General features: G+C 61.4%; 24 protein-coding genes and 2 tRNA genes. 23 read left to right on the forward strand and 3 right to left on the reverse strand.

Annotated features, from left to right (window positions below; all coding sequences use genetic code 11):
• Window positions 1-22: 22 nt before the first annotated feature.
• The 13 genes from ACQ4W6_RS24280 (at window position 23) to ACQ4W6_RS24340 (ending at window position 15,058) form a co-directional block, all read left to right on the forward strand.
• Window positions 23-1,291, forward strand: a complete 1,269-nt coding sequence (locus tag ACQ4W6_RS24280) for a YeaH/YhbH family protein (protein WP_436569732.1) — start codon at window positions 23-25, stop codon at window positions 1,289-1,291.
• Window positions 1,291-2,892 (forward strand): SpoVR family protein, encoded by a 1,602-nt coding sequence (locus ACQ4W6_RS24285; RefSeq protein WP_436569768.1) that lies wholly within the window; start codon window positions 1,291-1,293, stop codon window positions 2,890-2,892. The genes ACQ4W6_RS24280 and ACQ4W6_RS24285 overlap by 1 nt, the downstream gene beginning before the upstream one ends.
• Window positions 2,893-3,430: 538 nt before the next feature.
• Window positions 3,431-4,087 (forward strand): energy transducer TonB, encoded by a 657-nt coding sequence (locus tag ACQ4W6_RS24290; protein WP_290607162.1) that lies wholly within the window; start codon window positions 3,431-3,433, stop codon window positions 4,085-4,087.
• An 86-nt stretch (window positions 4,088-4,173) separates the two neighbouring features.
• A complete protein-coding gene (locus tag ACQ4W6_RS24295) occupies window positions 4,174-5,103 on the forward strand; it encodes a MotA/TolQ/ExbB proton channel family protein (RefSeq protein ID WP_436569733.1) in 930 nt (309 codons plus the stop codon).
• Window positions 5,104-5,108: 5 nt separating this feature from the next.
• Window positions 5,109-5,537 (forward strand): ExbD/TolR family protein, encoded by a 429-nt coding sequence (locus tag ACQ4W6_RS24300; protein WP_436569734.1) that lies wholly within the window; start codon window positions 5,109-5,111, stop codon window positions 5,535-5,537.
• Between the two features lie 105 nt (window positions 5,538-5,642).
• On the forward strand, window positions 5,643-6,074 hold the full coding sequence (locus tag ACQ4W6_RS24305) for an ExbD/TolR family protein (protein WP_436569735.1): 432 nt from the start codon (window positions 5,643-5,645) through the stop codon (window positions 6,072-6,074).
• Between the two features lie 77 nt (window positions 6,075-6,151).
• Window positions 6,152-7,363, forward strand: a complete 1,212-nt coding sequence (locus tag ACQ4W6_RS24310; RefSeq protein ID WP_436569736.1) for a tetratricopeptide repeat protein — start codon at window positions 6,152-6,154, stop codon at window positions 7,361-7,363.
• A 296-nt stretch (window positions 7,364-7,659) separates the two neighbouring features.
• Window positions 7,660-8,631, forward strand: coding sequence for a bifunctional riboflavin kinase/FAD synthetase (locus tag ACQ4W6_RS24315; RefSeq protein ID WP_436569737.1), 972 nt, complete (start codon window positions 7,660-7,662; stop codon window positions 8,629-8,631).
• Window positions 8,632-8,713: 82 nt separating this feature from the next.
• Window positions 8,714-11,614, forward strand: a complete 2,901-nt coding sequence (gene ileS, locus ACQ4W6_RS24320; protein ID WP_436569738.1) for an isoleucine--tRNA ligase — start codon at window positions 8,714-8,716, stop codon at window positions 11,612-11,614.
• 103 nt (window positions 11,615-11,717) lie between these two features.
• Window positions 11,718-12,227, forward strand: a complete 510-nt coding sequence (lspA, locus tag ACQ4W6_RS24325) for a signal peptidase II (protein ID WP_436569739.1) — start codon at window positions 11,718-11,720, stop codon at window positions 12,225-12,227.
• A 22-nt stretch (window positions 12,228-12,249) separates the two neighbouring features.
• Window positions 12,250-13,470, forward strand: coding sequence for a bifunctional phosphopantothenoylcysteine decarboxylase/phosphopantothenate--cysteine ligase CoaBC (gene coaBC / locus ACQ4W6_RS24330; protein ID WP_436569740.1), 1,221 nt, complete (start codon window positions 12,250-12,252; stop codon window positions 13,468-13,470).
• Between the two features lie 20 nt (window positions 13,471-13,490).
• Window positions 13,491-13,940 (forward strand): dUTP diphosphatase, encoded by a 450-nt coding sequence (gene dut, locus ACQ4W6_RS24335; protein ID WP_436569741.1) that lies wholly within the window; start codon window positions 13,491-13,493, stop codon window positions 13,938-13,940.
• Window positions 13,941-13,951: 11 nt separating this feature from the next.
• Entirely contained in the window at window positions 13,952-15,058 is a 1,107-nt protein-coding gene (locus ACQ4W6_RS24340; RefSeq protein WP_436569742.1) for a M48 family metalloprotease, read from the forward strand.
• 142 nt (window positions 15,059-15,200) lie between these two features.
• On the opposite strand, the gene ACQ4W6_RS24345 is transcribed toward ACQ4W6_RS24340, so the two are convergent.
• The gene (locus tag ACQ4W6_RS24345) at window positions 15,201-15,341 is read right to left on the reverse strand and encodes a hypothetical protein (RefSeq protein WP_436569743.1); all 141 of its coding nucleotides are present in this window, start codon (window positions 15,339-15,341) and stop codon (window positions 15,201-15,203) included.
• Between the two features lie 99 nt (window positions 15,342-15,440).
• Between ACQ4W6_RS24345 and ACQ4W6_RS24350 the strand changes: the two genes are divergently transcribed.
• From ACQ4W6_RS24350 to ACQ4W6_RS24380, 7 genes are all read left to right on the forward strand, one after another.
• On the forward strand, window positions 15,441-16,448 hold the full coding sequence (locus ACQ4W6_RS24350; RefSeq protein ID WP_436569744.1) for an XdhC family protein: 1,008 nt from the start codon (window positions 15,441-15,443) through the stop codon (window positions 16,446-16,448).
• A 4-nt stretch (window positions 16,449-16,452) separates the two neighbouring features.
• Window positions 16,453-17,370 (forward strand): DNA-3-methyladenine glycosylase family protein, encoded by a 918-nt coding sequence (locus tag ACQ4W6_RS24355; RefSeq protein ID WP_436569745.1) that lies wholly within the window; start codon window positions 16,453-16,455, stop codon window positions 17,368-17,370.
• 58 nt (window positions 17,371-17,428) lie between these two features.
• A complete protein-coding gene (locus ACQ4W6_RS24360) occupies window positions 17,429-17,803 on the forward strand; it encodes a COG4315 family predicted lipoprotein (protein ID WP_436569746.1) in 375 nt (124 codons plus the stop codon).
• A 21-nt stretch (window positions 17,804-17,824) separates the two neighbouring features.
• On the forward strand, window positions 17,825-18,346 hold the full coding sequence (locus ACQ4W6_RS24365) for an RNA polymerase sigma factor (RefSeq protein ID WP_436569747.1): 522 nt from the start codon (window positions 17,825-17,827) through the stop codon (window positions 18,344-18,346).
• Window positions 18,343-19,125, forward strand: a complete 783-nt coding sequence (locus tag ACQ4W6_RS24370) for an anti-sigma factor family protein (RefSeq protein ID WP_436569748.1) — start codon at window positions 18,343-18,345, stop codon at window positions 19,123-19,125. The genes ACQ4W6_RS24365 and ACQ4W6_RS24370 overlap by 4 nt, the downstream gene beginning before the upstream one ends.
• Before the next feature lie 159 nt (window positions 19,126-19,284).
• Window positions 19,285-19,761 (forward strand): (2Fe-2S)-binding protein, encoded by a 477-nt coding sequence (locus tag ACQ4W6_RS24375; RefSeq protein WP_436569749.1) that lies wholly within the window; start codon window positions 19,285-19,287, stop codon window positions 19,759-19,761.
• Window positions 19,758-22,064 carry a xanthine dehydrogenase family protein molybdopterin-binding subunit gene (locus ACQ4W6_RS24380; RefSeq protein WP_436569750.1) on the forward strand — a complete coding sequence of 769 codons (2,307 nt, stop codon included), beginning with the start codon at window positions 19,758-19,760 and terminating at the stop codon, window positions 22,062-22,064. The genes ACQ4W6_RS24375 and ACQ4W6_RS24380 overlap by 4 nt, the downstream gene beginning before the upstream one ends.
• A 123-nt stretch (window positions 22,065-22,187) precedes the next feature.
• Here the strand turns inward: ACQ4W6_RS24380 and ACQ4W6_RS24385 are convergent.
• Both ACQ4W6_RS24385 and ACQ4W6_RS24390 read right to left on the reverse strand, forming a co-directional pair.
• A tRNA-Met gene (locus tag ACQ4W6_RS24385) sits at window positions 22,188-22,264 on the reverse strand.
• Window positions 22,265-22,394: 130 nt separating this feature from the next.
• A tRNA-Met gene (locus tag ACQ4W6_RS24390) sits at window positions 22,395-22,471 on the reverse strand.
• A 198-nt stretch (window positions 22,472-22,669) separates the two neighbouring features.
• Here ACQ4W6_RS24390 and ACQ4W6_RS24395 point away from each other — a divergent pair.
• The 3 genes from ACQ4W6_RS24395 to ACQ4W6_RS24405 are packed head-to-tail and all read left to right on the forward strand — an operon-like array spanning window position 22,670 to window position 24,778.
• Window positions 22,670-23,257, forward strand: coding sequence for an NUDIX hydrolase (locus ACQ4W6_RS24395; protein WP_436569751.1), 588 nt, complete (start codon window positions 22,670-22,672; stop codon window positions 23,255-23,257).
• Between the two features lie 21 nt (window positions 23,258-23,278).
• A complete protein-coding gene (gene aat / locus ACQ4W6_RS24400) occupies window positions 23,279-23,995 on the forward strand; it encodes a leucyl/phenylalanyl-tRNA--protein transferase (RefSeq protein ID WP_436569752.1) in 717 nt (238 codons plus the stop codon).
• A 60-nt stretch (window positions 23,996-24,055) separates the two neighbouring features.
• The gene (locus ACQ4W6_RS24405) at window positions 24,056-24,778 is read left to right on the forward strand and encodes an arginyltransferase (RefSeq protein WP_436569753.1); all 723 of its coding nucleotides are present in this window, start codon (window positions 24,056-24,058) and stop codon (window positions 24,776-24,778) included.
• Window positions 24,779-24,804 lie beyond the last annotated feature (26 nt).

The following is a 24,804-nucleotide window of genomic DNA, read 5'->3' on the forward strand; positions in this document are numbered from 1 at the left end:
ACGAGAAGCAAGGAGGCACCCTTTGACATACCTCATCGACAGGCGCTTGCAAAGCAAGAATAAATCCGCCGTCAACCGCGAGCGGTTCTTGCGGCGCTACAAAGGCCAGATCAAGGATGCCGTGGGGCGCGCCATCAAGGGGCGCTCGATCACGGACGTTGAAAATGGCGAAAAGGTCAGCATCCCCGTCAAGGACGTGGGCGAACCGTCGTTTGGTCACGCGCATGGCGGCGTGTGGGAAGTGGTCAATCCCGGCAACAAGGAATACCTGAAAGGCGACCAGATCGCGCGCCCGAAAGGCGGCGGCGGTGCCGGACGCGGCAAGGCGGGCAATAGCGACGAGACGACGGAAGACGATTTCATCTTTGAATTGTCGCGCGAAGAATTCATGAATTATTTCTTTGAAGACCTCGAATTGCCGCACATGGTGAAAACCCAGCTGACGGCCACCACGGAATTCAAGAACCAGCGCGCCGGCTACAACATGTCGGGCACGCCATCGAACATCCACGTGCTGCGTTCCCTGCGCGGCGCGCTGGGGCGGCGCATCGCCGTGGGCGGCGGCGCCCGCAAGAAACTGGCGCAGGCAGAGGCAGACGTGGCCGCCCTGCTGCACGAAGGCGTGCCCGACAACGACCCGCTGGTAGTCGAACTGCGCCGCCTGATCCATCACCTGCACACGCGCTTGCTGGCGATCCCTTTCATCGACCCGTTCGACTTGCGCTACAGCAACCGCATCAAGGTGCCCAAGCCCATGACGCAAGCGGTGATGTTTTGCATCATGGACGTGTCCGGTTCCATGGACGAGTCGCGCAAGGACACGGCCAAGCGCTTCTTCATCCTTTTATATCTGTTCCTCAAGCGCGCCTACGACAAGATCGAGGTGGTGTTCATCCGCCACCATACGGCGGCGGCCGAAGTCGACGAGCAGGAGTTTTTCAATTCGCGCGAGTCCGGCGGCACCGTGGTCTCGTCGGCCCTGCACTTGCTCAACACGATTATTGACGAGCGCTATGGCGCCGGGCAATGGAACAGCTATGTAGCGCAGGCGTCCGATGGCGACAACTGGGACAACGATTCCGTGCTGTGCCGGCAGTTGCTGATCAACACCATCATGCCCAAGGTGCAGTACTACACCTATGTCGAGATCACCGACGGCCCGCAGCAAAACCTGTGGGAGCAATACGCGGGCGTGCTCGACCATCACGCCCATTTCGCCATGCAAAAGATCGTCACGCCGGCCGATATCTACCCGGTCTTCCGCGAACTGTTCAAGAAACAGGTGAAATGATGAGTGCAGCCTTTGACCGTGCCAGCAGCACCCCGGGCGTACCGTTCGTGCGCCGGCGCCATCCGAACGCCTTGCCCGAGCAGTCCGAATGGACGTTCGAGCTGATCGAGCAAATCCACGAGGAAATCCGCAGGGTAGCGAAACAATTTGGCCTCGATACCTATCCGAACCAGCTGGAAATCATCACGGCCGAGCAGATGATGGACGCGTATACCTCGGTCGGCATGCCCGTTTCGTACAATCATTGGTCTTTCGGCAAGCATTTCCTTTCCACCGAGAAAAGCTACAAGCGGGGCCAGATGGGCCTGGCCTACGAGATCGTCATCAATTCTGACCCGTGCATCGCCTATTTAATGGAGGAAAACAGCCTGACCATGCAGTCGCTGGTGATCGCGCATGCGGCGTACGGCCACAATTCCTTCTTCAAGGGTAATTATTTGTTCCGCGCCTGGACGGACGCGGACGCCATCATCGACTACATGGTGTTTGCCAAGAACTACATCAGCGAATGCGAGCAGCGCCATGGCGTCGAAGCCGTGGAATTGCTGCTCGACTCGTGCCACGCGATCCAGAACTATGGCGTGGACCGCTATAAGCGCCCGGCGAAACTGTCGATGGCCAAGGAATATGCGCGCCAGAAAGAGCGCGAAGAGTACGTGCAGTCGCAGATCAACCAGCTGTGGCGCACCCTGCCCCGGCGCGAAGATGACGAGGAGGATGAAGACCAGCGCAAGGCCGCGCCGCGCTTTCCGCCCGAGCCCGAGGAAAACCTGCTGTACTTCATCGAGAAGTATGCGCCTCTGCTGGAACCGTGGCAGCGCGAGATGGTGCGCATCGTGCGCAAGATTTCCCAGTATTTCTATCCACAGCGGCAAACCCAGGTCATGAACGAGGGCTGGGCCACCTTCTGGCACTACACGATATTGAACCAGCTCTACGATGAAGGCGTGGTGGGCGACGGCTTCATGATGGAATTTCTGAAAAGCCATACCAACGTGGTCTACCAACCGCCCATCGACAGCCCGTATTACAGCGGCATCAACCCGTATGCGCTGGGTTTCGCCATGATGAGCGATATCCGCCGCATCTGCGAACAGCCGACCGATGAAGACCGCGTCTGGTTTCCCGACATCGCCGGCAGCGACTGGCGCAAGAGCCTGGACTTTGCCATGCGCAATTTCAAGGATGAAAGCTTCATCGCCCAGTACCTGTCGCCCCGCTTGATACGCGAATTCCACTTCTTTGCCGTGCTCGACGATGACAAGAATGAAAAACTGGCCATTTCCGCCATCCACGACGACGCCGGCTACCGCTACGTGCGCCAGCAGCTGGCCGAACAGTACAACCTCGGCAACCGCGAGCCGAACATCCAGGTCTGGTCCGTGAATACGCGCGACGACCGCGCACTGACCCTGCGCCACACGCAATTCCAGCGCCGGCCGCTGAACCAGCAGGCAGTGGAAGTGCTGAAACACGTGGCCCGGCTGTGGGGCTTCGATGTCCACCTCGATACGGTCGATCCGCAGGGCGTCGTATTGGGTACCTTGAATTGCCGGCGCGAGAAACGCAACCGGCGCGACGATCCTGCAGCACGGCCATAAATGAATTTCTTGGCAATAATTTTAGCAAGAATATAAGCGCAGCCTATACCCGCATAGGAATTCAGTATGGCTAATCGGCCTCGGAAGCGACTCCGGGAGCGCGTTTTTTGACCTGGGCAAAGCCTTTGCCGCACCCGTTTGGTGCGGGTGCAAGCCTAAGTGGTCTGGTTCAGAGCTAAAACATTTCCAAAAAGAAAGATTTTTCTCCAAATTTAGCTGTTTCCATATTCGATATCACGAAATATAATTCCGCCATAATGGCACATCGGAGAACTTAGCAGTGGTCGCCCAAAACGGCTGTAAAAAACCGATAGGACCGCCTTTTTTTATGTCCGAAAGCGTGCAAAGATGGCATAAGCAAGTACGTTTTCAGGGCGCAAAAGCGCCAAAAATTTAACCGGTTTTAGGCGTTAAAAATCTGTGTAAAATAAAGAATTCGTATGTATAATTCGGCGACGTCCCGGATACGGCTGGAGCTTTGTGTCGTCATTTTGGGGTTCAGTTGCAAGACAAGAGATGGTATTTGGAGAAAGCAGGCATGAATTTTTCGAACGAGAAAAGTCCCAAGAACTACACAGGCATCACTATCGTTGTCCTGCTGCACGTTCTCGCGGCTTACGGGATCGTGACGGGCTTGGGCAAGCGGTTGGTCACCAAAATGATGGAACCGGTTGAAACCAAGATTATCGAGGAAGTCAAACCGCCTCCACCGAAGGATCTTCCACCGCCACCACCGCCGCCAGAAATGAAGGCACCACCGCCGCCATTCATTCCGCCAGTCGAGGTGAACGTGCAGCAGCCGCCACCACAACAGAACGTGATTGCAAATACGACTGCTGTGAAGCCAGCCACGAATGTATTGGCACCGCCAGCACCGCCTGCACAGCCTGCGCCAACTCCTGGACCAGCCAAATCGGTGCGTACACCGGCCGTGGTTGACTTCAGCGTCTGCGAAAAACCGCAGTATCCGAAGTCGTCGCAGCGCAATGAGGAAACCGGTGTCGTGACACTGTCGTTCCTGATCGGTGTAGATGGCAAGGTCGCTGATTCGAAGATCGTGAAGTCGAGCGGCTTCAGAGACTTGGATAGAGCTGCGGTGCAAGGTATCAGCCGCTGTACATTTAAGCCGGCAACAGTTGACGGCAAGCCGGAACAAGGCTGGCAGCAAATGCAATACGTTTGGTCGCTGGATTAAAACCCGAGACAGTTATCCCCTGTCTCACACTATGATTTCGTTGTCATTACGTTCAGCGATCTGTTATTTTTAATTTTGGAGGAAGCATGTTTAAGAATACCCGTTTGTCCGCATTTTTTGCCGCGGTTCTGTTGTCCGTCACCGCTACTACCGCTCTGGTAGCAGCACCAGCATTCGCTGACGCGCCAGCATCGGCAGCCGCTACGGCTCCTGCGGCAGACGCTGCAGCAGCACCAGTTGCTGCAGATGCAGCCGCTCCAGCAGCAGACGCAGCAGCTCCAGCCGCCGATGCAGCAGCTCCAGCCAAAACCGAAGAAGTCCACAACCCGTTCGGCCTGTCTGCAGTATGGGACGGCGGCTTCGTGCCACGCGCTACCCTGATCATCATGGTCATCATGTCGATCGGCACTTGGTACATCATCATCACCAAGCTGATCGATCAAATGAAGATCTTCAAGCAAGCTAAAGAAGCCGCTGCCAAATTCTGGAAAGCACCTTCGATCGCTGCTGGTTCGGCAACCTTGGAAGAAGGTTCGCCATTCCGCTTCATCGCTGAATCGGGCACCAAGGCAACCGCTCACCATGACGGCGCCCTGCTGGAACAAATCGATCTGTCGACCTGGGTGACGATGTCGATCGCACGCGCTTCGGAAAAAGTCCAATCGCGTCTGCAAGATGGCCTGTCGTTCCTGGCAACCGTTGGTTCGACCGCGCCGTTTATCGGTCTGTTCGGTACCGTTTGGGGTATTTACAACGCACTGACCGCTATCGGCATGACCGGTAACGCTTCGATCGATAAAGTGGCAGGTCCAGTTGGTGAAGCACTGATCATGACCGCTTTCGGTCTGCTGGTCGCCGTTCCTGCCGTTCTGGGTTACAACTGGCTGGTGCGTCGTAACAAAACCGCAATGGAAGACATCCGCTCGTTCAGCGCCGACGTTCACTCGGTACTGATCTCCGGCGCAATGTCGACCAGCGAAGCTGGCCGTGCTGCCGGCGCTAAAAAGATCGGATAAGAATCATGTCGATGTCCGTCGGCTCCGACAGCGGAGATGAAGATAAAGTAATGTCCGAAATCAACACGACGCCGCTCGTCGACATCATGTTGGTTTTGCTGATCATTTTCTTGATCACCAGCCCGGTTGTCCTCAAATTGCAGAAAATCGATCTGCCGATCGAGGCCAACCAAGCGCTTCAAACCAAGCCAGAAAATGTCAACATCGTTGTTAACAAGGATGGCGAGATTTATCTGGGCCAGACCAGACTGAAAGATACGAACGAACTGTTCGATTATCTTAAAGTTGAAGCAGTGAAAGTACCGCAGCCGGAAGTACACGTTCGTGGCGACCAAGAAACACGCTACGAATCGATCGGCCGGGTTATTTTCACGACCCAACGTGCCGGGATCCAGAAGGTCGGCTTCATCACCGAACCACCTGACAAGGGCTGATAGCGACTGGCAGCGGCGCCCCGGCAACACAGGGGCGCCACTGGCGGAAGTTTACCGGGCGGCAGTATCGCCCGGTGCTTCGTTGGACTTCTTAAAGGAAACACTATGAGTATGAATGTCGGTTCGGGAAGCGCAGCAGGCGCGGATCCGGAACCAATGATGGAACTGAACATGACGCCCCTCATCGACGTGATGCTGGTGCTGATTATCATGTTGATCATCACGATTCCTAAGCAAAACCACTCGGTGAACTTGAACATGCCGGTCGGCACCCCGCCGCCACCGACAACCGAACCAGTGGTCGTCACGATCGATGTCGATTTTGATGGCACTATCTTGTGGGACAATCAGGTCGTGCCTGATCGTAATACGCTGGAAGCCAAACTGAGCAACATCGCTGCGCAAGCAGATCAGCCGGAAGTGCATCTGCGTCCTAACAAGCTGGTGGAATACAAAGTCGTCGCCGGTGTGATGGCGTCGGCGCAACGTCTGGGCGTGACCAAAATCGGTCTGGTCGGCAACGAGCAATTCCAGTAAGCTGTTGTATCAGGTTCTCTTTACATCCGAATAGGCAGGCCTTCCTGCCTATTCGCTTTTTACTGAAAGACTTTCTCATGTCCAAGTTTCGTCTCGCTCATCTCGGCCTCGTCATGGCCGCTATCGGTTTTACCGCAGCAACTCCCGTAATCGGCCTGGGCTCACTGGCATATGCCGCGGACACCGTGCGCTCCGAAGTGGGCAAGCCACTGCAAGAAGCACAAAAACTCGCTAGCAGCGGCAAGAACAAGGAAGCGCTGGCCAAACTGCGCGAAGCAGACAGCGTCGGCGGCAAGACCGCCTTTGAAAGCTACCAGATCGAACGCGTACGCGCTTCGGCCGCCGCTGGCGCCGGCGACAATGCCACCGCTATCAAGGCCTTCGAAGCCGTCATCAATTCCGGCCGCCTGAGCGGCGCCGAAGCCCCCAAATTCACGCAAGGCCTGGCCGGCATGTACTACCGCGCCAAGGACTGGCCAAATACCATCACCTGGATCAAACGTTCGCTGAAAGACCGCGAAGATCCACAGATGCGCGAACTGCTGATCCAGACCTACTACGTCAGCGGCAACTATGCCGAAGCGGCAAAAGAGCTGCAATCGCGCGGCGGCAACTCGGAAGCGAGCCTGCAAATGCTGGCCAACATCCAGCTCAAGCAAAACGACAAAGCCGGCTATGTGGCCACGCTGGAAAAACTGGCGGCAAACTATCCAAAGACCAGCTACTGGGCTGACTTGCTGAACCGCGTATCGGGCAAGCCTGGCTTCTCGCAACGCCTGGGCCTGGACGTCCAGCGTCTGCGCCTGGCTAACGGCCTGTTCACCAAGCCTTCCGAATACATGGAATCCAGCCAGCTGGCGTTGCAAGCAGGCAATCCAGGCGAAGCGCTGAAAATCATCGACCAAGGTTATAAAAAAGGCATCTTGGGTGTAGGCGCCGATGCAGCGCGTCACCAGCGCCTGAAAGACCTGGCCCTGAAGACGCAGGCTGAGCTGAAAGCCAACGCCGCCAAGTCGGAAGCTGAATATGTGAAAAACAAGGACGCCGACAGCTTGAGCAAGCTGGGCTTTGCCCTGGTTTCCGATGGCCAGGCCGACAAGGGTCTGGCGCTGATGAACGACGCCGTGAAAATGGGCACAGCCAAGTATGCAGACGAAGCCAAGTTGCACCTGGGCATCGCCTACATCCAGGCCGGCAAAAAAACCAACGCAACGACCGCGCTGAAAGCCGTCAAGGGCACGGATGGCGCGGCAGACCTGGCCCGTTACTGGACCCTGATGAACAAGTAATTAACATCGAACCCAAGCTACTGCGCGTCGCGCTTTGCGGCCTGTGATGCTCACCGTACTAGAGTACGGTTGCGCTTCTCGGCCACAAATCACTGCCGCTCGCTACGCTTGGGTTCGACGTTGAGATTGCGCTGAATACTTACTTAGTACATCCAAAAAGCGTTGCCAGCCACCCGCCGGCAACGCTTTTTGTCCATTTCAGGGGTGAAATTACCCCTCAGCCCGCCCTTGCGGCTGTGCATCCCTGAAACAGTCCGTATAATCTCCCATTTGGCACAGTTTTTCATCAGATTCCTATGAAGGTATTCCGCGGACTTCCCAATGCCCAGGCACGAGCGCCTTGCGCTCTGACCATCGGCAATTTTGACGGTGTCCACATCGGTCATCAAGCCTTGCTGGCGCGCGTGCGCGAGGCAGCAACCGAGCTCGGCATTGAAGCTGCTGTCATGACGTTCGAGCCGCACCCGCGCGAATTCTTTGCGCAGCGCGCGGGCGACCTGTCGAAAGCCCCGCAACGCATCGCCAACCTGCGCGACAAGCTGCAATCGCTGGACGACGCCGGCATCGACCGCGTCGTCGTCGAGCATTTCAGCGCCCAGTTCGCCGCGTTGACGCCGCAGGAATTCACGGAAAAAGTCCTGGTCGACGGCTTGCACGTGAAATGGCTGATGGTCGGCGACGACTTTTGCTATGGCGCCCGGCGCGCCGGCGATGTGGCCATGCTGCAAGAAGCGGGCCGCCAATATGGTTTCCACGTGGAAACATTACCCACCGTCATGAATGGCAGCACGCGTATTTCCTCGTCCGCCGTGCGCCTGGCGCTGGCCGCAGGCGATTTCACGCTGGCCACGCAGCTGCTGGGCCATCCGTACGCCATTTCCGGCCATGTCATCCACGGCCAGAAGCTGGGCCGCACCCTGGGCTTCCCCACGCTCAACCTGCGCGTGGCGCACCGCCCGGCCCTGTCCGGCATCTTCATTGTGCAAGTCCACGGCCTGGGCTTACTGCCGCTGCCGGCCGTCGCCAGCCTGGGCGTGCGCCCCACCGTCGATGACAGTGGCCGCGTCTTGCTGGAAGTGCATCTATTTGATTTCGCGCAATCCTGCTACGGCAAGCTAGTGCGCGTGGAATTCCTGCAAAAACTGCGCGACGAAGAAAAATACGACGATTTACCCACCCTGACGGCCGCCATCGAGCGCGACTCGAACCAGGCACGCGCCTATTTTGAACAGCGCAGCGGCGCCATTACCGCTACCGACCGAATTTGATCCTGGCCAACTCCGCCGCCTGGCGGCGCCTGCGCCGCCACACCCCCGCAGCAAAACATATTCAATACCAGTAAAGAAAACTATGTCCGATCAAAACAAGCCAGCCACGCCCAAGCAGAACAAAAAGCCAGAAAGCAAATACCCGGTCAACATGACGGAAACCCCATTCCCGATGCGCGGCGACATGGCCAAGCGCGAGCCGCAATGGGTACAGCAATGGCAAGACAAGAAAATCTATGAGCGCGTGCGCAAGGCTGCCGCCGGCCGTCCGAAATTCATCCTGCATGACGGCCCGCCGTACGCGAATGGCGACATCCACCTGGGCCACGCCGTCAACAAGATCCTGAAGGACATGGTTGTCAAATCGCGCTCGCTGGCCGGTTTTGATGCGCCGTATGTACCTGGCTGGGATTGCCACGGCATGCCGATCGAGATCCAGATCGAAAAACTGCACGGCAAGAACCTGCCGACGGCCGAGGTGCTGGAAAAGGCCCGCGCCTACGCCACCGTGCAGGTCGAGCGCCAGAAAAAGGACTTTATCCGCCTGGGCGTGCTGGGCGAGTGGGACAACCCTTACCTGACCATGGCGCATGGCAATGAAGCCGACGAATTGCGCGCGTTGGGCAAGCTGCTGGAAAAAGGTTATGTGTACCGCGGCCTGAAACCGGTCAACTGGTGCTTCGATTGCCAGTCGGCGCTGGCCGAGGCGGAAGTGGAATACGCGGAAAAACGCGATCCTTCCATCGACGTCGGCTTCAAATTCGCCGAACCGGCAAAACTGGCGGCTGCCTTTGGCCTGCCTTCCTTGCCGACGGAGAACGGTTTCATCGTCATCTGGACCACCACGCCATGGACCATCCCATCGAACCAGGCCCTGAACGTGCATCCGGAAGTGAAATACGCGCTGGTCAAGACCGAGCGCGATGGCCAGCCGTTGCTGTTGATCCTGGCGCAAGACCTGGTCGTGGCCAGCCTGGCGCGCTTCAAGCTGGAAGGCACGACGATTGCCACCTGCGACGGCGCAGCTCTGGGCGGCATCGCCTTCCGCCACCCGCTGCACGCAGCAGACGCCTTCTATGACCGCCTGTCGCCTTTGTACCTGGCCGAATACGTGACCACAGAAAGCGGCACGGGCGTGGTGCACTCGGCGCCAGCGTATGGCCTGGACGACTTCATCTCGTGCAAGGCGCACGGCATGAAGGACGACGACATCATCAAACCGGTCATGGGCGACGGCAAATTTGCCTCGACCCTGCCCCTGTTTGGCGGCATGACCATCTGGGAAGCGTCGAAACCGATCTGCAACGCCCTGAAAGAAGCCGGCGCCTTGTTCGAAGTCAAGATGTTCGACCATAGCTACATGCATTGCTGGCGTCATAAGACGCCGATCATCTACCGCGCCACCTCGCAGTGGTTCGCCGGCATGGACGTGACGCCAAAAGACGGCGGCGCAACCTTGCGCGAAACGGCCCTGAAAGGCATCGCCGGCACCGAATTCTTCCCGGACTGGGGCCAGGCGCGCCTGCACGGCATGATCGCCAACCGTCCCGACTGGACCCTCTCGCGCCAGCGCCAGTGGGGCGTGCCGATGGCCTTCATCGTGCACAAGGAAACGGGCGACCTGCATCCGCGCACTGCCGAACTGCTGGAACAAGTGGCCAAACTGATCGAAAAAGACGGCATCGAAGCCTGGCAGGCGCTGGACCTGGCTGACCTGATCGGCGACGAAGCGGCCATCTACGCCAAGAACAAGGACACGCTGGACGTGTGGTTCGATTCCGGCGCCACCCACCAGACGGTGCTGGGCGGCCCGCAAGCCCACGGTTCGCACTCGACGCAGCTGCAATTCCCGGCCGACCTGTACCTGGAAGGCTCGGACCAGCATCGCGGCTGGTTCCATTCGTCGCTGCTGGTGTCGTCGATGCTGAACGGCCGTCCGCCGTACAAGGCATTGCTGACGCACGGCTTCACGGTCGATGGCGAAGGCAAGAAGATGTCCAAGTCGCTGGGCAATACTTTGGCGCCGCAAAAGATCTCGGACAGCCTGGGCGCCGACATCCTGCGCCTGTGGATCGCTTCGACCGACTACACGGGCGAACTGTCGATCTCCGACGAAATCCTCAAGCGCGTGACCGAAGCGTACCGCCGCATCCGCAACACCCTGCGCTTCCTGCTGGCCAACACCTCGGACTTCAACCCTGCCACCGACGCCGTACCGGTGGCAGACATGTTCGAAATCGACCGCTATGTGCTCGCCAATGTGGCCTCGCTGCAGCAGCAGATCGAGAACAACTACGCGCGCTACGAGTTCCACCCCATCGTCTCGAAGCTGCAAACGTACTGCTCGGAAGACCTGGGCGGCTTCTACCTGGACATCCTCAAGGACCGTTTATATACGACGGGCCTCAATTCGCCAGCACGCCGCTCGGCGCAAACGGCCCTGTGGCACATCACGCAAAGCCTGCTGCGCCTGATGGCCCCTGCCCTGTCGTTCACGGCCGAAGAAGCGTGGGCCGTGTTTGCGGGACCGGAAGCGTATGCCGCCAGCGATGAAACCATCTTCACGCAAACCTGGTGGCAGCTGCCGGAAGTCTCGGACGCCGCTGCCCTGCTGGAAAAGTACACGGCCCTGCGCGCCGTGCGCACGGACGTGACGAAGCAGCTGGAAGACTTGCGCACCTCGGGCGCCATCGGCTCCTCGCTGCAGGCGGAGCTGACGATCAAGGCCGCGCCGATGAAGTACAAGCTGTTGACGACGCTGGGCGAGGACTTGAAGTTCGTCTTCATCACCTCGCAGGCTAGCGTTGTCGAAGTGCTTGAGGAAGCGGCAGAAGAAGTGCTCGTGGCTGCGTCGACGGCGCCGAAATGCGAGCGCTGCTGGCATTACCGCGCCGACGTGGGCAGCGACGCCGCACATGCAACCCTGTGCGGCCGCTGCGTCAGCAACCTGTTTGGCAAGGGCGAAGTTCGCCGCTATGCCTAACCGTTAAGACGGTGCGGGACGGGGACTAATACCCACTCCGTGCCGCCTCCCACCGCCGCTGCCTGCATCAGGCCAGCGGCGGCTTTACCTTCCCTGGAAAAATATGGCCACTAAAAACCGTTTTTCATCGAAATCGTCGTCCTCATCGTCCCTGGTTCCCTGGCTGGGCATCGCCGCCATCGTCATCCTGTTCGACCAGATCAGCAAGATCACGATACTGCGCACCTTCAGCTATGCGCAGGAAAAGGTCATCACCTCGTATTTCAACCTGGTGCTGGCGTATAACAAGGGCGCCGCGTTCAGTTTCCTGTCCGACCAAGGCGGCTGGCAGCGCTATTTCTTCACCGGTATCGCCCTGGCGGCGGCCATCTACATCATCTATCTGCTGAAAAAGCATGCCGGCCAGCGCCTGTTCTGCTGGGCCCTGGCGCTGATACTCGGTGGTGCGCTGGGCAATGCCATCGACCGCCTGATGTACGGCCACGTGGTCGATTTCCTCGATTTCCACTGGAAGAGCTGGGGCCATTTCCCCGCTTTCAATATCGCCGATAGCGCCATCTGCATCGGCGCGGCACTGTTCATCATCGATGAACTGCGCCGGGTAAACAAGTAAGCCAATACAGCAGGAGAACAGCATGGAATTGTCCGGCAAAAAAATCGTCCTGGGACTCTCGGGCGGCGTCGCCTGCTACAAGGCGGCGGAACTGTGCCGCGCCCTGACCCGCGCCGGCGCCTCGGTGCAAGTGGTGATGACGGATGCGGCCAGCCACTTCATCACGGCCGTGACGATGCAGGCGCTGTCCGGCCAACCCGTGCACACCAGCCAGTGGGATGCGCGCATCGACAACAACATGGCGCATATCGATTTGACGCGCGGCGCGGACGCCATCCTGATCGCGCCGTGTTCGGCCGATTTCCTGCGCAAACTCGCACATGGCGTGTGCGACGACCTGCTGTCGACCCTGTGCCTGGCCCGCCCTTCCCAGCTGCCATTGCTGGTGGCGCCGGCCATGAACGTGGAAATGTGGCAGAACCCCGCTACGCAGCGCAACGTGCAGCAGCTGCGCGACGATGGCATCAAGCTGTTTGGCCCCGCCGCCGGTGCACAGGCGTGCGGCGAAGTGGGCCTGGGCCGCATGCTGGAAGCGGAACAGCTGTTGACGGAGCTGATCGCCGCCTTCCAACCGAAAGTATTGGCGGGCAAGCGCGTGCTGGTCACCGCCGGCCCCACTTTCGAGGCCATCGACCCCGTGCGCGGCATCACCAATCTGTCCTCTGGCAAGATGGGCTATGCGGTAGCACGCGCGGCGCGCGAAGCGGGCGCGGAAGTGCTGCTCATCTCAGGCCCCACGGCCCTGGAATCGCCGTTTGGCGTACGCCGCATCAATGTGCAAAGCGCGCAGCAGATGCACGATGCAGTCATGACCCACGTCGACGGCCAGCATGTCTTCGTCGCCGTCGCCGCCGTCGCCGACTGGCGCGTCGTCAACGCCAGCGAACAGAAAATAAAAAAGCAGGCTGACGGCTCCGTGCCCGAACTGCAGTTCGCGCAAAATCCCGACATCCTGGCCACGGTAGCTGCGCGCACCAACCTGGCCGGCTATCCGTATTGCGTGGGCTTTGCCGCCGAATCGGAAAACCTGGTGGAATTCGGTTCGACCAAGCGCGAGAAAAAGGGCATTCCCCTGCTGGTCGGCAATATCGGCCAGAACACCTTTGGCCAGGACGACAACACCATCATCCTCTTCGATGAAGAGGGCCATACCGTGCTGCCGCGCGCCTCGAAACTGAACCTGGCGCGCCAGCTGATTTCGGAAATTTCCAAGCGCATTGCAAAAAAATCGCTGCTCAAGTAACCCTCTAACGCTTTAAATCAATGAAAACTATCGACATCAAGATCCTCGACGCCCGCATGAAGGAACAACTGCCGGCCTACGCCACACCGGGCAGCGCCGGCCTGGACCTGCGCGCCTGCATCGACGCGCCCATCACTATCGAAGCTGGCCAGACGGTGCTCATTCCCACCGGCCTGGCGATCCACGTCGGCGACCCGTCGTATGCGGCCATGATCCTGCCGCGCAGCGGCATGGGCCACAAAAACGGCATCGTGCTGGGGAATCTGGTAGGCTTGATCGACTCCGATTACCAGGGCCAGCTGATGGTATCGACCTGGAACCGGGGCCAGAGCGCATTCACGCTCAATCCCATGGATCGCCTGGCGCAGCTCATTATCGTGCCGGTGCTGCAAGTGGGCTTTAACGTCGTCGAGGAATTCGGCGACAGCGAACGCGGTGTTGGCGGCTTCGGCAGCACCGGCAAACATTAAGGAATAGTTCTATGCCAGGTTTACGCCATCTGATCCCAGCCCAAACTTCGCTGCGCCGATTGGCCACGCCGCTACTACTGGCCAGCGCGGCCATCCTGGCCGGCTGCAGCACCCCTGGCATGAATGTCAGCGGCCCGTTCAATGTGGTGCCGGCGCCCGATGCGCCGGCCACCTACACGGCGCAGCAAAAGGCGGCGCAGGAAGAACTGGTCAAGATGGTGGCGCTGCAAGACCGCCTGTCGAAAGTCTCGGCGCCCCTGTTGATCAACAATGCAGACTTGTGCAAGACGTATGCACGCAACCTGCTGGGATTCACGGCGCAGAACAAGTACTCGTATCCTGGCATCTATGCCGACGCGGCGCAGGCGGCGCTCGGCTATGGTGAGCAGATGCAGGTGTCCAGCGTGCTGCCGGGCAGCGGCGCGGCGCGCGCCGGCCTGCGCAAGGGCGACGGCTTGCTGGCAGCCGAAGGCAAGCCGCTGCCGTCCGGCCCCAGGGCGGAAGGCCCGTTTGGCGCCATCGTCGGCCCACTGGCCTCCAAGAGCGCCAGCCTGAACATGACCATCGCCCGCGATGGCCAGCAGCAGGACTTGAAAATCCCCGTCACGCGCGCCTGCGCTTTCCGCGTCGCCCTGGGCAATGCGGACAATGCCAACGCGTATTCGGACGGCTCGCGCATCATGCTCACGCGCGGCATGGTGGGCGCGGCGCAAAACGACGAAGGCATCGCCTTTGTGATCGCCCGCGAAATGGCGCACAACATCCTCGACCACGCGCGCAGCCAGCATACAAACGGTACGGCCGGCAGCATCATCGACAGCCTGGGTGCCGTGCAGCCGGACGTGTCGATGCTGACCGGCGCGGCCGGCATCAAGGCCATGCCACAGGAACTCGACGTGCAGGCAGACACGCTGGCCATCTATCTGCTGGCGCGCGCCGGCTACAATATCGACAACGCCGCCCGCTTCTGGCAGCGCCTGGCCACGCAAGTGCCAGCCAGCGTCGCCAACGGCTACACGGTCCTGCATCCCGGCATCAACTCGCGCATGGCAGCCATCAACCGTGCCGTGACCGACGTACGCGCCAAGCAGGCGGCCAAGAAGCCGCTAAAACCCTAGACCGGATCAACGAGGGAGGCGCCTGACAAAACCGTCGCGAGCGGCAGTGATTTGTGGCTAACAAGCGCAACCGTACCTTAGTACGGGGGCGCCGAGCCGGTGAGCATCGCAGGCCGCAAAGCGCGACGCGCAGCAGGTTTGGTCAGGCGCCGGGGAAGTTGGGGAAATAAGTGCCCATGACCCACGTCAGGGCACCGCAAAACACCACCGCCAGGAACAACACGACAAGCAGCTTGCCGAACTTGGGGATGCCGTCGTCTTGTGTCTCGTGGTCGTTTGACATGAAAACTCTCCGCGCTCTGTTGGAGAGGGTAGTATAGCCACAATATTGCAGACCATTCCATACTTTGCCGCCCTCGCGCGGCAAGCAACCTACGCGCCCATGGACAGCATCGACCTTGAAGTTCTGAAAACCAGCGCCGCGTGGATTGCCGCCGGGCACCGCTGCGAGCTGGTCACCGTCATCAAGACCTGGGGCTCCAGTCCCCGCCCCGTGGGCGCCACCCTGGCCATCTGCGACGATGGCACGGTGGTCGGCTCCGTTTCAGGCGGTTGCATCGAAGATGACCTCATCGACACGGTGCGCGTGCACGGCATCGTGCGCACGCAGCCCGACATCGTCAGCTACGGCATCAGCGCCGACGAGGCGCACCGCTTCGGCCTGCCCTGCGGCGGCACCATTGAACTGGCCATCGAACCGCTGCACGAACATAGCCGCGTGGCCGAACTGCTGGCGCGCCTGGAAAACCATGAGCTGATCGAACGCCGCCTGGACTTGCGCAGCGGCGCCGTCACCTTGCAGCGCGCCGCGCCGGGTGCCGTGCTGACCCTGGAAAACGGGCTTCTCACCACCCAGCACGGCCCGCGCTGGCGCTTGCTGATCATCGGCGCCAGCCAGCTGTCGCGCTTCGTGGCGCAAATCGCCATGGCCATGGATTACCACGTCATCGTCTGCGACCCGCGCGAGGAATATCGCGGCGGCTGGAACGTGCCCGGCGTGCCCCTGCTGCACGCCATGCCGGACGACCTGGTGCTGGAACTGCAGCTCGATAGCCGCAGCGCCGTCGTCGCCCTCACGCACGACCCCAAGCTCGATGACCTGGCCCTGATGGAAGCATTAAAGTCGCCCGCCTTTTACGTGGGCGCCATCGGCTCGCGCGCCAACAATGCCAAACGCCGCGAACGGCTGCTGCAGTTCGACGTCAGCGCCGCGCAACTGGCGCGCCTGCACGGCCCCATCGGCCTGTACATCGGCAGCAAGACGCCGGCCGAAATCGCCATTTCCATCCTGGCCGAGCTGACGGCCGTCAAAAACGGCGTGCCCGATGCGCTGCAGATCCAGCACGCGGCGGCCCTTACGCCACCCGGCAGCGCCATCTGCGAGCGATGAAGCCATGACCCTGCTGCACTGGACCCTCCCCCTGCCCGCCGGCTACCGCCGCGACGACGTCATCGCCTTCCACAGCCGCGATACACAAGCCGTGGCGGAACAGGTCACCCAAAAGGGGCTGCGCAAGGGCATCTTGCTGCAAGGTATGCCAGTCGTGCTGGACGTGGCATTGACGGACGATACCGCCATCTGCCGCGCCGAAATCGACGGCGAGACCGCGCAGCACATGCCAGCGCTACTGCATGGCGCGCTCTTGAACATACTGGGCCTGCGCATCGACCCGCAGCCATTCATGCAGCAGGTGGCGCACGATCCGCTGATGGCGCCTTTGACGCGCATCAACCCGGGCTTGCGCATCGTGCAGTCGGCCAGCCCCTTCGAGGCCCTGACCTGGGCCATCATCGGCCAGCAGATCAACCTGTCGTTCGCCATCGCCCTGCGCCGCACCTTCATTTTGCAGGCTGGCCGCCAGCACAGCAGCGGCTTGTGGTGCTACCCCGAGGCGCGGGACGTGGCCCGGCTATCCATCGACGATTTGACCAGCCGCAAATTCTCGCGCGCCAAGGCGGAAACCCTGCTGCGCCTGGCGCGCCTGGTCGATGACGGACAATTGTCGCTGGAGCTGGCCGAGTCTGATGGGGTGAAGCTTATTTCGCAGGCGCTGCTCGCCGTGAAGGGCATCGGCCCGTGGACCGTCAATTACGCGCTGCTGCGCGGCTACGGCTATGCCGACTGCTCGCTGCATGGCGACGTGGCCATCCGCGCCGCCCTGCAACAGCTGCTGGGTGAAGGAGCGAAGCCGGACATGGCACGCACGGAGCAGTGGCTGCGGCAGTACGCGCCACACCGCACCATGGCCGCCGCCCACCTGTGGGCCAGCCTGCATGCGCCTGAAAAAAATATGCCGCAAGAAGGGGAATAAGCGGGGAACGCCGTGCGTCTATCCCTTGCAAGCCCCAAAAAACCCCAAGGAGACCATCATGCGCCTTACCACCTGTTTCACCGCCACCGCCCTGTTCACCGTGTTGTCCGCCCCGCTGGCTTTCGCCGCCGACGTCATGCCTGCCAACGGCATGCTGGTCAATGCCAGCGGCATGACCGTGTATATGTTCGACAAGGATGCCGCCGGCAGCGGCAAGAGCGCCTGCAGCGGCGGCTGCCTGCTCGCCTGGCCCGCCGTCATCGCCACCGAAGCGGCGCCTGCCGCCCCGTACGGCAGCATCAAGCGCGATGACAATGGCGCCATGCAGCTGACCTACAAGGGCAAGCCGCTGTACCTGTACAAGGAAGACAAGAAGCCGGGCGACGTGGCGGGCGACAATTTCAAGAACGTGTGGCACGTCGTCAAGCCCTAAGCAAGCCATCGCGCCGCCAGCATGACTACGCCAGAGGACAGCCGCGCGCTGCAAGCCTGCCTGCCGGGCCTGCGCCGCTATGCGCGCGCACTGGCCGGCGCCGTGCACGCGGACGACCTGGTGCAAGACACCGTGGAGCGGGCCTGGCGCAAGCTGGGCCAGTGGCAGCGCGGCGGCGAGATGCGGCCCTGGCTGTTTTCCATCATGCATAACCTGCACGTGGACCACATGCGCCGCCCCGGCCTGGTGTTGCAGGAAATCGACGACGCCACCCTGCTGCCCGCCCAGGAACGGGCGCCGGGACAGGCCATCGCCATCGGCGAAATGGATGCGGCGCTGGCCCGCCTGCCTTTGGCGCAGCGCGAAGTGATCCTGCTCGTCGCGCTCGAACAAATGCCGTATGAGCAGGTGGCCGCCACCCTGGGCATCCCCGTCGGCACTGTCATGTCGCGCCTGTCGCGCGGGCGCGACAAACTGCGCGCGCTGCTCGACGGCAGCCCGGCCAGTGGCCATGGCGCGCCCACCCTGAAAGTCGTGAAATGAAGACGCAAGCCATCAGCGAAGCGCAATTGCACGCCCTGGCCGACGGCGTCCTGCCCGAAGAACAGCGCGCGGCCATCGACGCCCACCTGCGCGCACATCCCGAAGATGCCGCCAGGGTGGACGCCTGGCGCGAACAAAACCGGCAGTTGCGCGCCCTGTTCGACCCCGTGCTGGAAGAAAGCGTGCCGCAGCCGCTATGGCGCGCCACGGCCCCGCCGGCGGCGAACGGCGCCTGGTACCGCCATGCCATGCAGGCGGCGGCTGCCGTCGTGCTGGTGATCGCGGGCGGCGCGGGCGGCTGGCTGCTGCGCGGCAGCGACGGCGGGTCTGCCAGCGCCAGCCCTATTTCTCTTGCGCGCAGCGCCGCCATCGCCCATGCCGTCTACACGCCCGAAGTGCGCCACCCCGTGGAAGTGGGCGCGGAACAGGAAGCGCACCTGGTGCAATGGCTGTCGAAGCGCCTGGGCAGCAAGCTGCAGCCGCCCCTGCTGTCGCCACTGGGCTACCAGTTGATCGGCGGACGTTTGCTGCCCGGCGATGGCGACGGCCCCGTGGCGCTGTTCATGTACGAAGATGGCGCTGGCAAGCGCCTGACACTGTATGTGGCAAAAGAGCGGGCCGGCCAGCAGGAAACGGCATTTCGCTATACGCAGGAAAAGGAACTCAGCGTGTTTTACTGGATCGACGGCCAGCTGGGCTACGCCCTCTCGGCCAGCCTGCCCAAAAAGGAACTGGGCACAATCGCCAACGCCGTGTATGCGCAGCTGGAAGTCCATTAAACAACAATACTTCCATTTTATGGAATTCTTAATTCCACCCATCTGCTCACCGCAAACCGCGCGCTGGCGCTAACATCGCTTACTGAAGAGCCAGCCAGCCGCGGGCGCGCCCTTCACGCATCCCCGCACAACCTCACCACCTCACCACCGAGGAACACCATGACGACCCTGACCATCAATGGCAAGCAGCACGACCTTGCCTTGCCTGAAGACACGCCCCTGCTGTGGGCCCTGCGCGACGAACTGGGCATGACCGGCACCAAATTCGGCTGCGGCATGGCCCTGTGCGGCGCCTGCACCGTGCACCTCGATGGCGAGGCCATTCGCTCCTGCGTGACGCCCGTGTCGGCCGCGGCCGGCAAGCAGATCACCACCATCGAAGCGGTGAGTGAAGACAAGATCGGCCTTGCGCTGCAACAAGCCTGGCAAGAGCACGGCGTGCCCCAATGCGGTTACTGTCAGGCCGGGCAGATCATGTCGGCCACGGCCCTGCTGCACAAGACGCCGAAGCCGAACGACCAGCAAATCCGCGAAGCGATGAGTGGCAATATCTGCCGCTGCGGCACCTATACGCGCATCCACGCGGCCATCAAACAGGCATCCGGCGCCATCAGCGCGAAAGGAGCGGCCAAATGAGCATCCTTGAAAACCCTGTCCCACAGTCGCCTGCGCGGCGCAACTGGCTCAAGGCCGCTGGCGCGCTGGCCGGCTTGACGCTGGTGGCCGGCCCCTCGGGCCTGGTGATGGCGGCCGACGCCGTCAAATATGGCGGCGCGCGCATGGCCGGCGGCGTAGTCGACGACGCGCTGGTGTTCCTCTCCATCGGCGCCGACGGCATCGTCACCATCGTCGTGCACCGTTCCGAAATGGGCCAGGGCATCCGTACCAGCCTGCCCATGGTGGCGGCCGACGAACTGGGCGCCGACTGGGCGCAGGTGCGCGTGCAGCAGGCGCCGGCAGACGAAGCGCGCTACGGCAGCCAGGATACGGACGGTTCGCGCAGCATGCGCCATTCGTTCCGCGCCATGCGCCACGTGGGCGCCACGGCGCGCCTGATGCTGGAAACGGCGGCGGCCGTGCGTTGGGACGTGCCAGTCACGGAAGTCAAGGCCGTCAACCATGCCGTCGTGCATGCGGCCAGCGGGCGCACGCTGTCGTTTGGCGCCCTGGCCGAAGAAGCGTCCAAGCTGCCCGTGCCGCCGCGCGCGCGCATCAGCCTGAAAGCGGCGGGCGACTTGCGCTATATAGGCCAAAACAATACGCGCGGCATCGACCTGCACGATATCGTCACCGGCAATACCCACTTCGGCATCGACACGCGCCTGGACGGCATGATGTATGCCGTCATCGCCCGTCCGCCCGTGTTTGGCGGCAAGCTGAAAAGCGTGGACAAGACGGCAGCCCTGAAAGTGCCGGGCGTGCTGCGCATCGTGGAACTGGCGGGCAGCCCGCCGCCAGCCATGTTCAATCCGCTGGGCGGCGTGGCCGTCATCGCGAAAAATACCTGGGCCGCCATCAAGGGGCGCGAAGCGCTGGTGCTGGAATGGGAAGACGGCCCGAATGGTGCTTACGACTCGAAGGCCTTCCGCAAGACGCTGGAAGCGGCCGTGCGCCAACCGGCAAAAGCGGCGCGCGACCAGGGCAAGACGGTGGCCACGCTGGCGGCCGCCCCGGCCGCGCGCAAATTGAGCTGTGAGTACTATCTGCCCCACCTCGCCCACGCCACCATGGAGCCGCCGGCCGCCACCGTGCGCATCGCCGACGGCAAGGCTGAAGTATGGGCCTGCGTGCAGGCGCCGCAAGCGACGCGCAGCAACGTGGCCAAGGCCCTGGGCTTGTCATTTGACGACGTGAGCGTGCACGTCACCTTGCTGGGCGGCGGTTTCGGGCGCAAGTCAAAACCCGATTTCGCCGTCGAAGCGGCGCTGCTCTCAAAGGCCATGGACGGCGCACCCGTCAAGCTGACGTGGACGCGCGACGACGACCTGCAGCATGACTACCTGCACACGGTATCGGTCGAGCGCCTGGAAGCGTCGCTGGACGCGAAGGGCTATCCCACGGCCTGGCTGCACCGCACGGCCGCGCCCACCATCAGCTCGACCTTTGCATTGGACGCAAAGACGCAGTCGGCGTCCGAGCTGGGCATGTCGGCCATCAACGTGCCGTATGCGATTGCGAATATCCGTGTCGAGGTGCCCGAAGTGCCGGCCCACACGCGCATCGGCTGGTTCCGTTCCGTGTCGAACATCCCGCACGCCTTTGCCATCCAGTCGTTCACGGCCGAACTGGCACATGCGGCAAAAATCGACCACCGCGACTACCTGCTGGCATTGCTGGGTCCCGCGCGCAAGATCAACCCGGCGGACTTGTCCGACAGCTGGAACTATGGCGAAGACCCGGCCAAATATCCGGTCGATATTGGCCGCATGCGCCACGTGATCGAGCTGGCGACGGCCAAGGCGGGCTGGGGCCGCAAGCTGCCCAAGGGACGGGGTCTGGGCCTGGCTGTGTCCTACAGTTTCGTCACCTACGTGGCGGCCGTGATCGAGGTGGAGATCAACGCGGCGGGCGAAGTCGTCGTGCCCAGGGTCGATATCGCCATGGATTGCGGCCCGCAGATCAACCCTGACCGCGTGCGCTCGCAAATCGAGGGCGCCTGCATCATGGGCCTCTCGCTGGCCATGAGCGGCGAGATCAGTTTCAAGAATGGCCGCGTCGAGCAAAGCAATTTCCACGACTACGCCGTGCTGCGCGCCGCCGACGCGCCACGCGTGATCCACACGCACCTGGTGCCGGGCACCCTGGACATGGAGTTGGGCGGCGTGGGCGAACCGGCCACGCCGCCGATTGCACCGGCCCTGTGCAACGCCATCTTCGCCGCCACGGGCAAGCGCATCCGCGCCCTGCCCGTGGGCATGCAGCTGGCGAAGCAGCGCTAGCGTCAAAGGCCGCCCCGCCCCATCCCTGGCCAGCAGGGAGGGGCGGCATGCGCGACCGGATTAATGGCGCCGCAAAAACCAAAAACCGTTGACTCTCTTGCGAGAAATCAACGGTTTCGATATTGGTTGCGGGGACAGGATTTGAACCTGTGACCTTCGGGTTATGAGCCCGACGAGCTGCCAGACTGCTCCACCCCGCAGGCGAATTATATAGAGGTTTGTTGCGTTGCGCAATGGCTAGTGTCACTCAAGCGATGGATGGCCTGAACATGCTGCGCCGCAATAGAAAAAGCCGCTGATCCCTTTGCAAGAATCAGCGGCTTTCGAATGTGGTTGCGGGGACAGGATTTGAACCTGTGACCTTCGGGTTATGAGCCCGACGAGCTGCCAGACTGCTCCACCCCGCACTCGAATTATAAGGGCAAACTGGCGGCTTAGGCAATAGCTATCTCAACTTCAACTGTAATAGACCAGTTTAATAGACTCTCCAGCGCCATGCGCAGCTGGCAATCATGCCTGCGCACACGCCACGCCGCATGCAATCGGTGTACAGTAAGCGTTACACTAGCGCCTTACCTGACATCATTCTTACCCTAAGCCTGCCCATGAAATTCTGCTCCGAATGCGCCCATCCCGTCAGCCTGTCCATTCCGGAAGGCGACAACCGTCCGCGCTATGTCTGCGCCAACTGCGACGCCATCCATTACCAGAATCCGAAAATGGTGGTCGGCTCCATTCCCGTATGGGAAGAGGATGGCCAGTTGCAGGTCTTGCTGTGCAAGCGGGCCATCGAACCGCGCCATGGCTACTGGACCTTGCCAGCGGGCTTCATGGAAAACGACGAAACCACGTCCGACGCGGCCGAACGCGAAACGGTGGAGGAAGCGGGCGCCAATATCGAGCTGGGCCCCCTGTTTTCGCTGCTGAACGTGCAGCGCGTGCACCAGGTGCACCTGTTTTACCTGGCGCGCTTGCGCGACCTCGATTTCGCGCCCGGCATCGAAAGCCTGGAAGTGCAGTTGTTTACGGAAGCGCAGATTCCTTGGGATGATCTGGCCTTCCCCACCATCCGCGCCACGCTGGAACTGTTCTTTGCCGACCGCGTGAAAATGCGCGAAGGTGGCAGCTACGGCTTCCATACGGGCGACATCACCCGCCCGATGGCGCGCACGGATGCCGAGCAAGCCTCCTGACCCCGTCGCAAGCGATACCGCATGATTCCCTGGCTCGATATCCACACCCCGTTTCCCGACGTCTCGCGCGCCCTGACCGGCGAGGCGCCCGGCTTGCTGGCGGCCGGTGCCGACCTGTCGCCCAAGCGCCTGCTCGACGCTTACCGGCGCGGCATCTTTCCCTGGTTTTCCGAGGGCCAGCCCATTTTATGGTGGAGCACCGATCCGCGCATGGTGCTGATGACGGCAAACTTCAAGGTCTCCGACAGCCTAGCCAAGACCATGCGCAAGGTCGAGCGCAGCGCCGCCACCGACGGGCGCTGGCAACTGCGTTTCGACGGCGATTTCGAAGCCGTCATGCGCGCCTGCGCGGCGCCGCGCAAGGATGGCCCGGGCACGTGGATTTCCGACGAGATCATCGCCGGCTACACGGGCTTGCACAAACTGGGCTACGCGCACTCGTCGGAACTGTGGCTGGACGGCGAACTGGTGGGTGGCGCGTATGGCGTGTCGATCGGGCGCATGTTCTATGGCGAATCGATGTTCGCCCGCGTGACGGATGGCTCGAAGATCGCGCTGGCGCACCTGGTGCACTTTTTGAAAGCGCGCGGCGTGGCCATGATTGACTGCCAGCAAGAAACAAGACACCTGGCCTCGCTGGGCGCGGCGCCCATTTCGCGCGCGCGCTTCCTGGCCCATCTGCGCAGCGCCATTGAAGCAGCGCAAATCACCGACTGGCATGCTGCAACATCCGCATAAAAAAGCTATGATATCTGCAGGCACAATTCCATTGCCGCGGACAGACCAGACAGGATCAGCATGACGCACCTGAACGAACTACCGTTTGCCACCCTGCAGTTCTATACGACGGCGCCCTACCCGTGCAGCTACCTGGACGACCGCCAAGCCCGCTCGCAAGTGGCCACGCCTTCGCACCTGATCAACAGCGACGTGTATTCGGAACTGGTGCGCAACGGCTTTCGCCGCAGCGGCATTTTTACCTACCGCCCGTATTGCGACGGCTGCCAGGCCTGCATCCCCGTGCGCGTGGTGGCGGGCGACTTCGCCCCGAACCGCAACCAACGCCGCGCCTGGAACCGGCACGCCTGCCTGCAGGCAGGCGTGGCCACCCTCACCTTTCTTGACGAGCACTACGAACTGTACCTGCGCTACCAGAGCACGCGCCACGCGGGCGGCGGCATGGACCAGGACAGCCGCGACCAGTACGCGCAATTCCTGCTGCAAAGCAGGGTCAACACGCGCCTGGTGGAGTTCCGCGATCCGAACGGCACCCTGCGCATGGTCAGCATCATCGACGTGCTGGCCGATGGCCTGTCGTCCGTCTACACTTTCTTCGATCCGGACGTGCCAGGCGCCTCGTACGGCACCTACAACGTGCTGTGGCAAATCGCCCAGGCGCGGGAACTGGGCCTGCCGTATATTTACCTGGGCTACTGGATAGAACAAAGCCAGAAGATGGCCTACAAGATCAACTTCAAGCCTTTGGAAGCACGCATCAAGGGGCAGTGGGTGGTGATGTAAAAAAAGGGGCTTGCGCCCCTTTGTTC

This window comes from Janthinobacterium woesei, assembly GCF_051380875.1.
Lineage (GTDB): Bacteria > Pseudomonadota > Gammaproteobacteria > Burkholderiales > Burkholderiaceae_D > Janthinobacterium.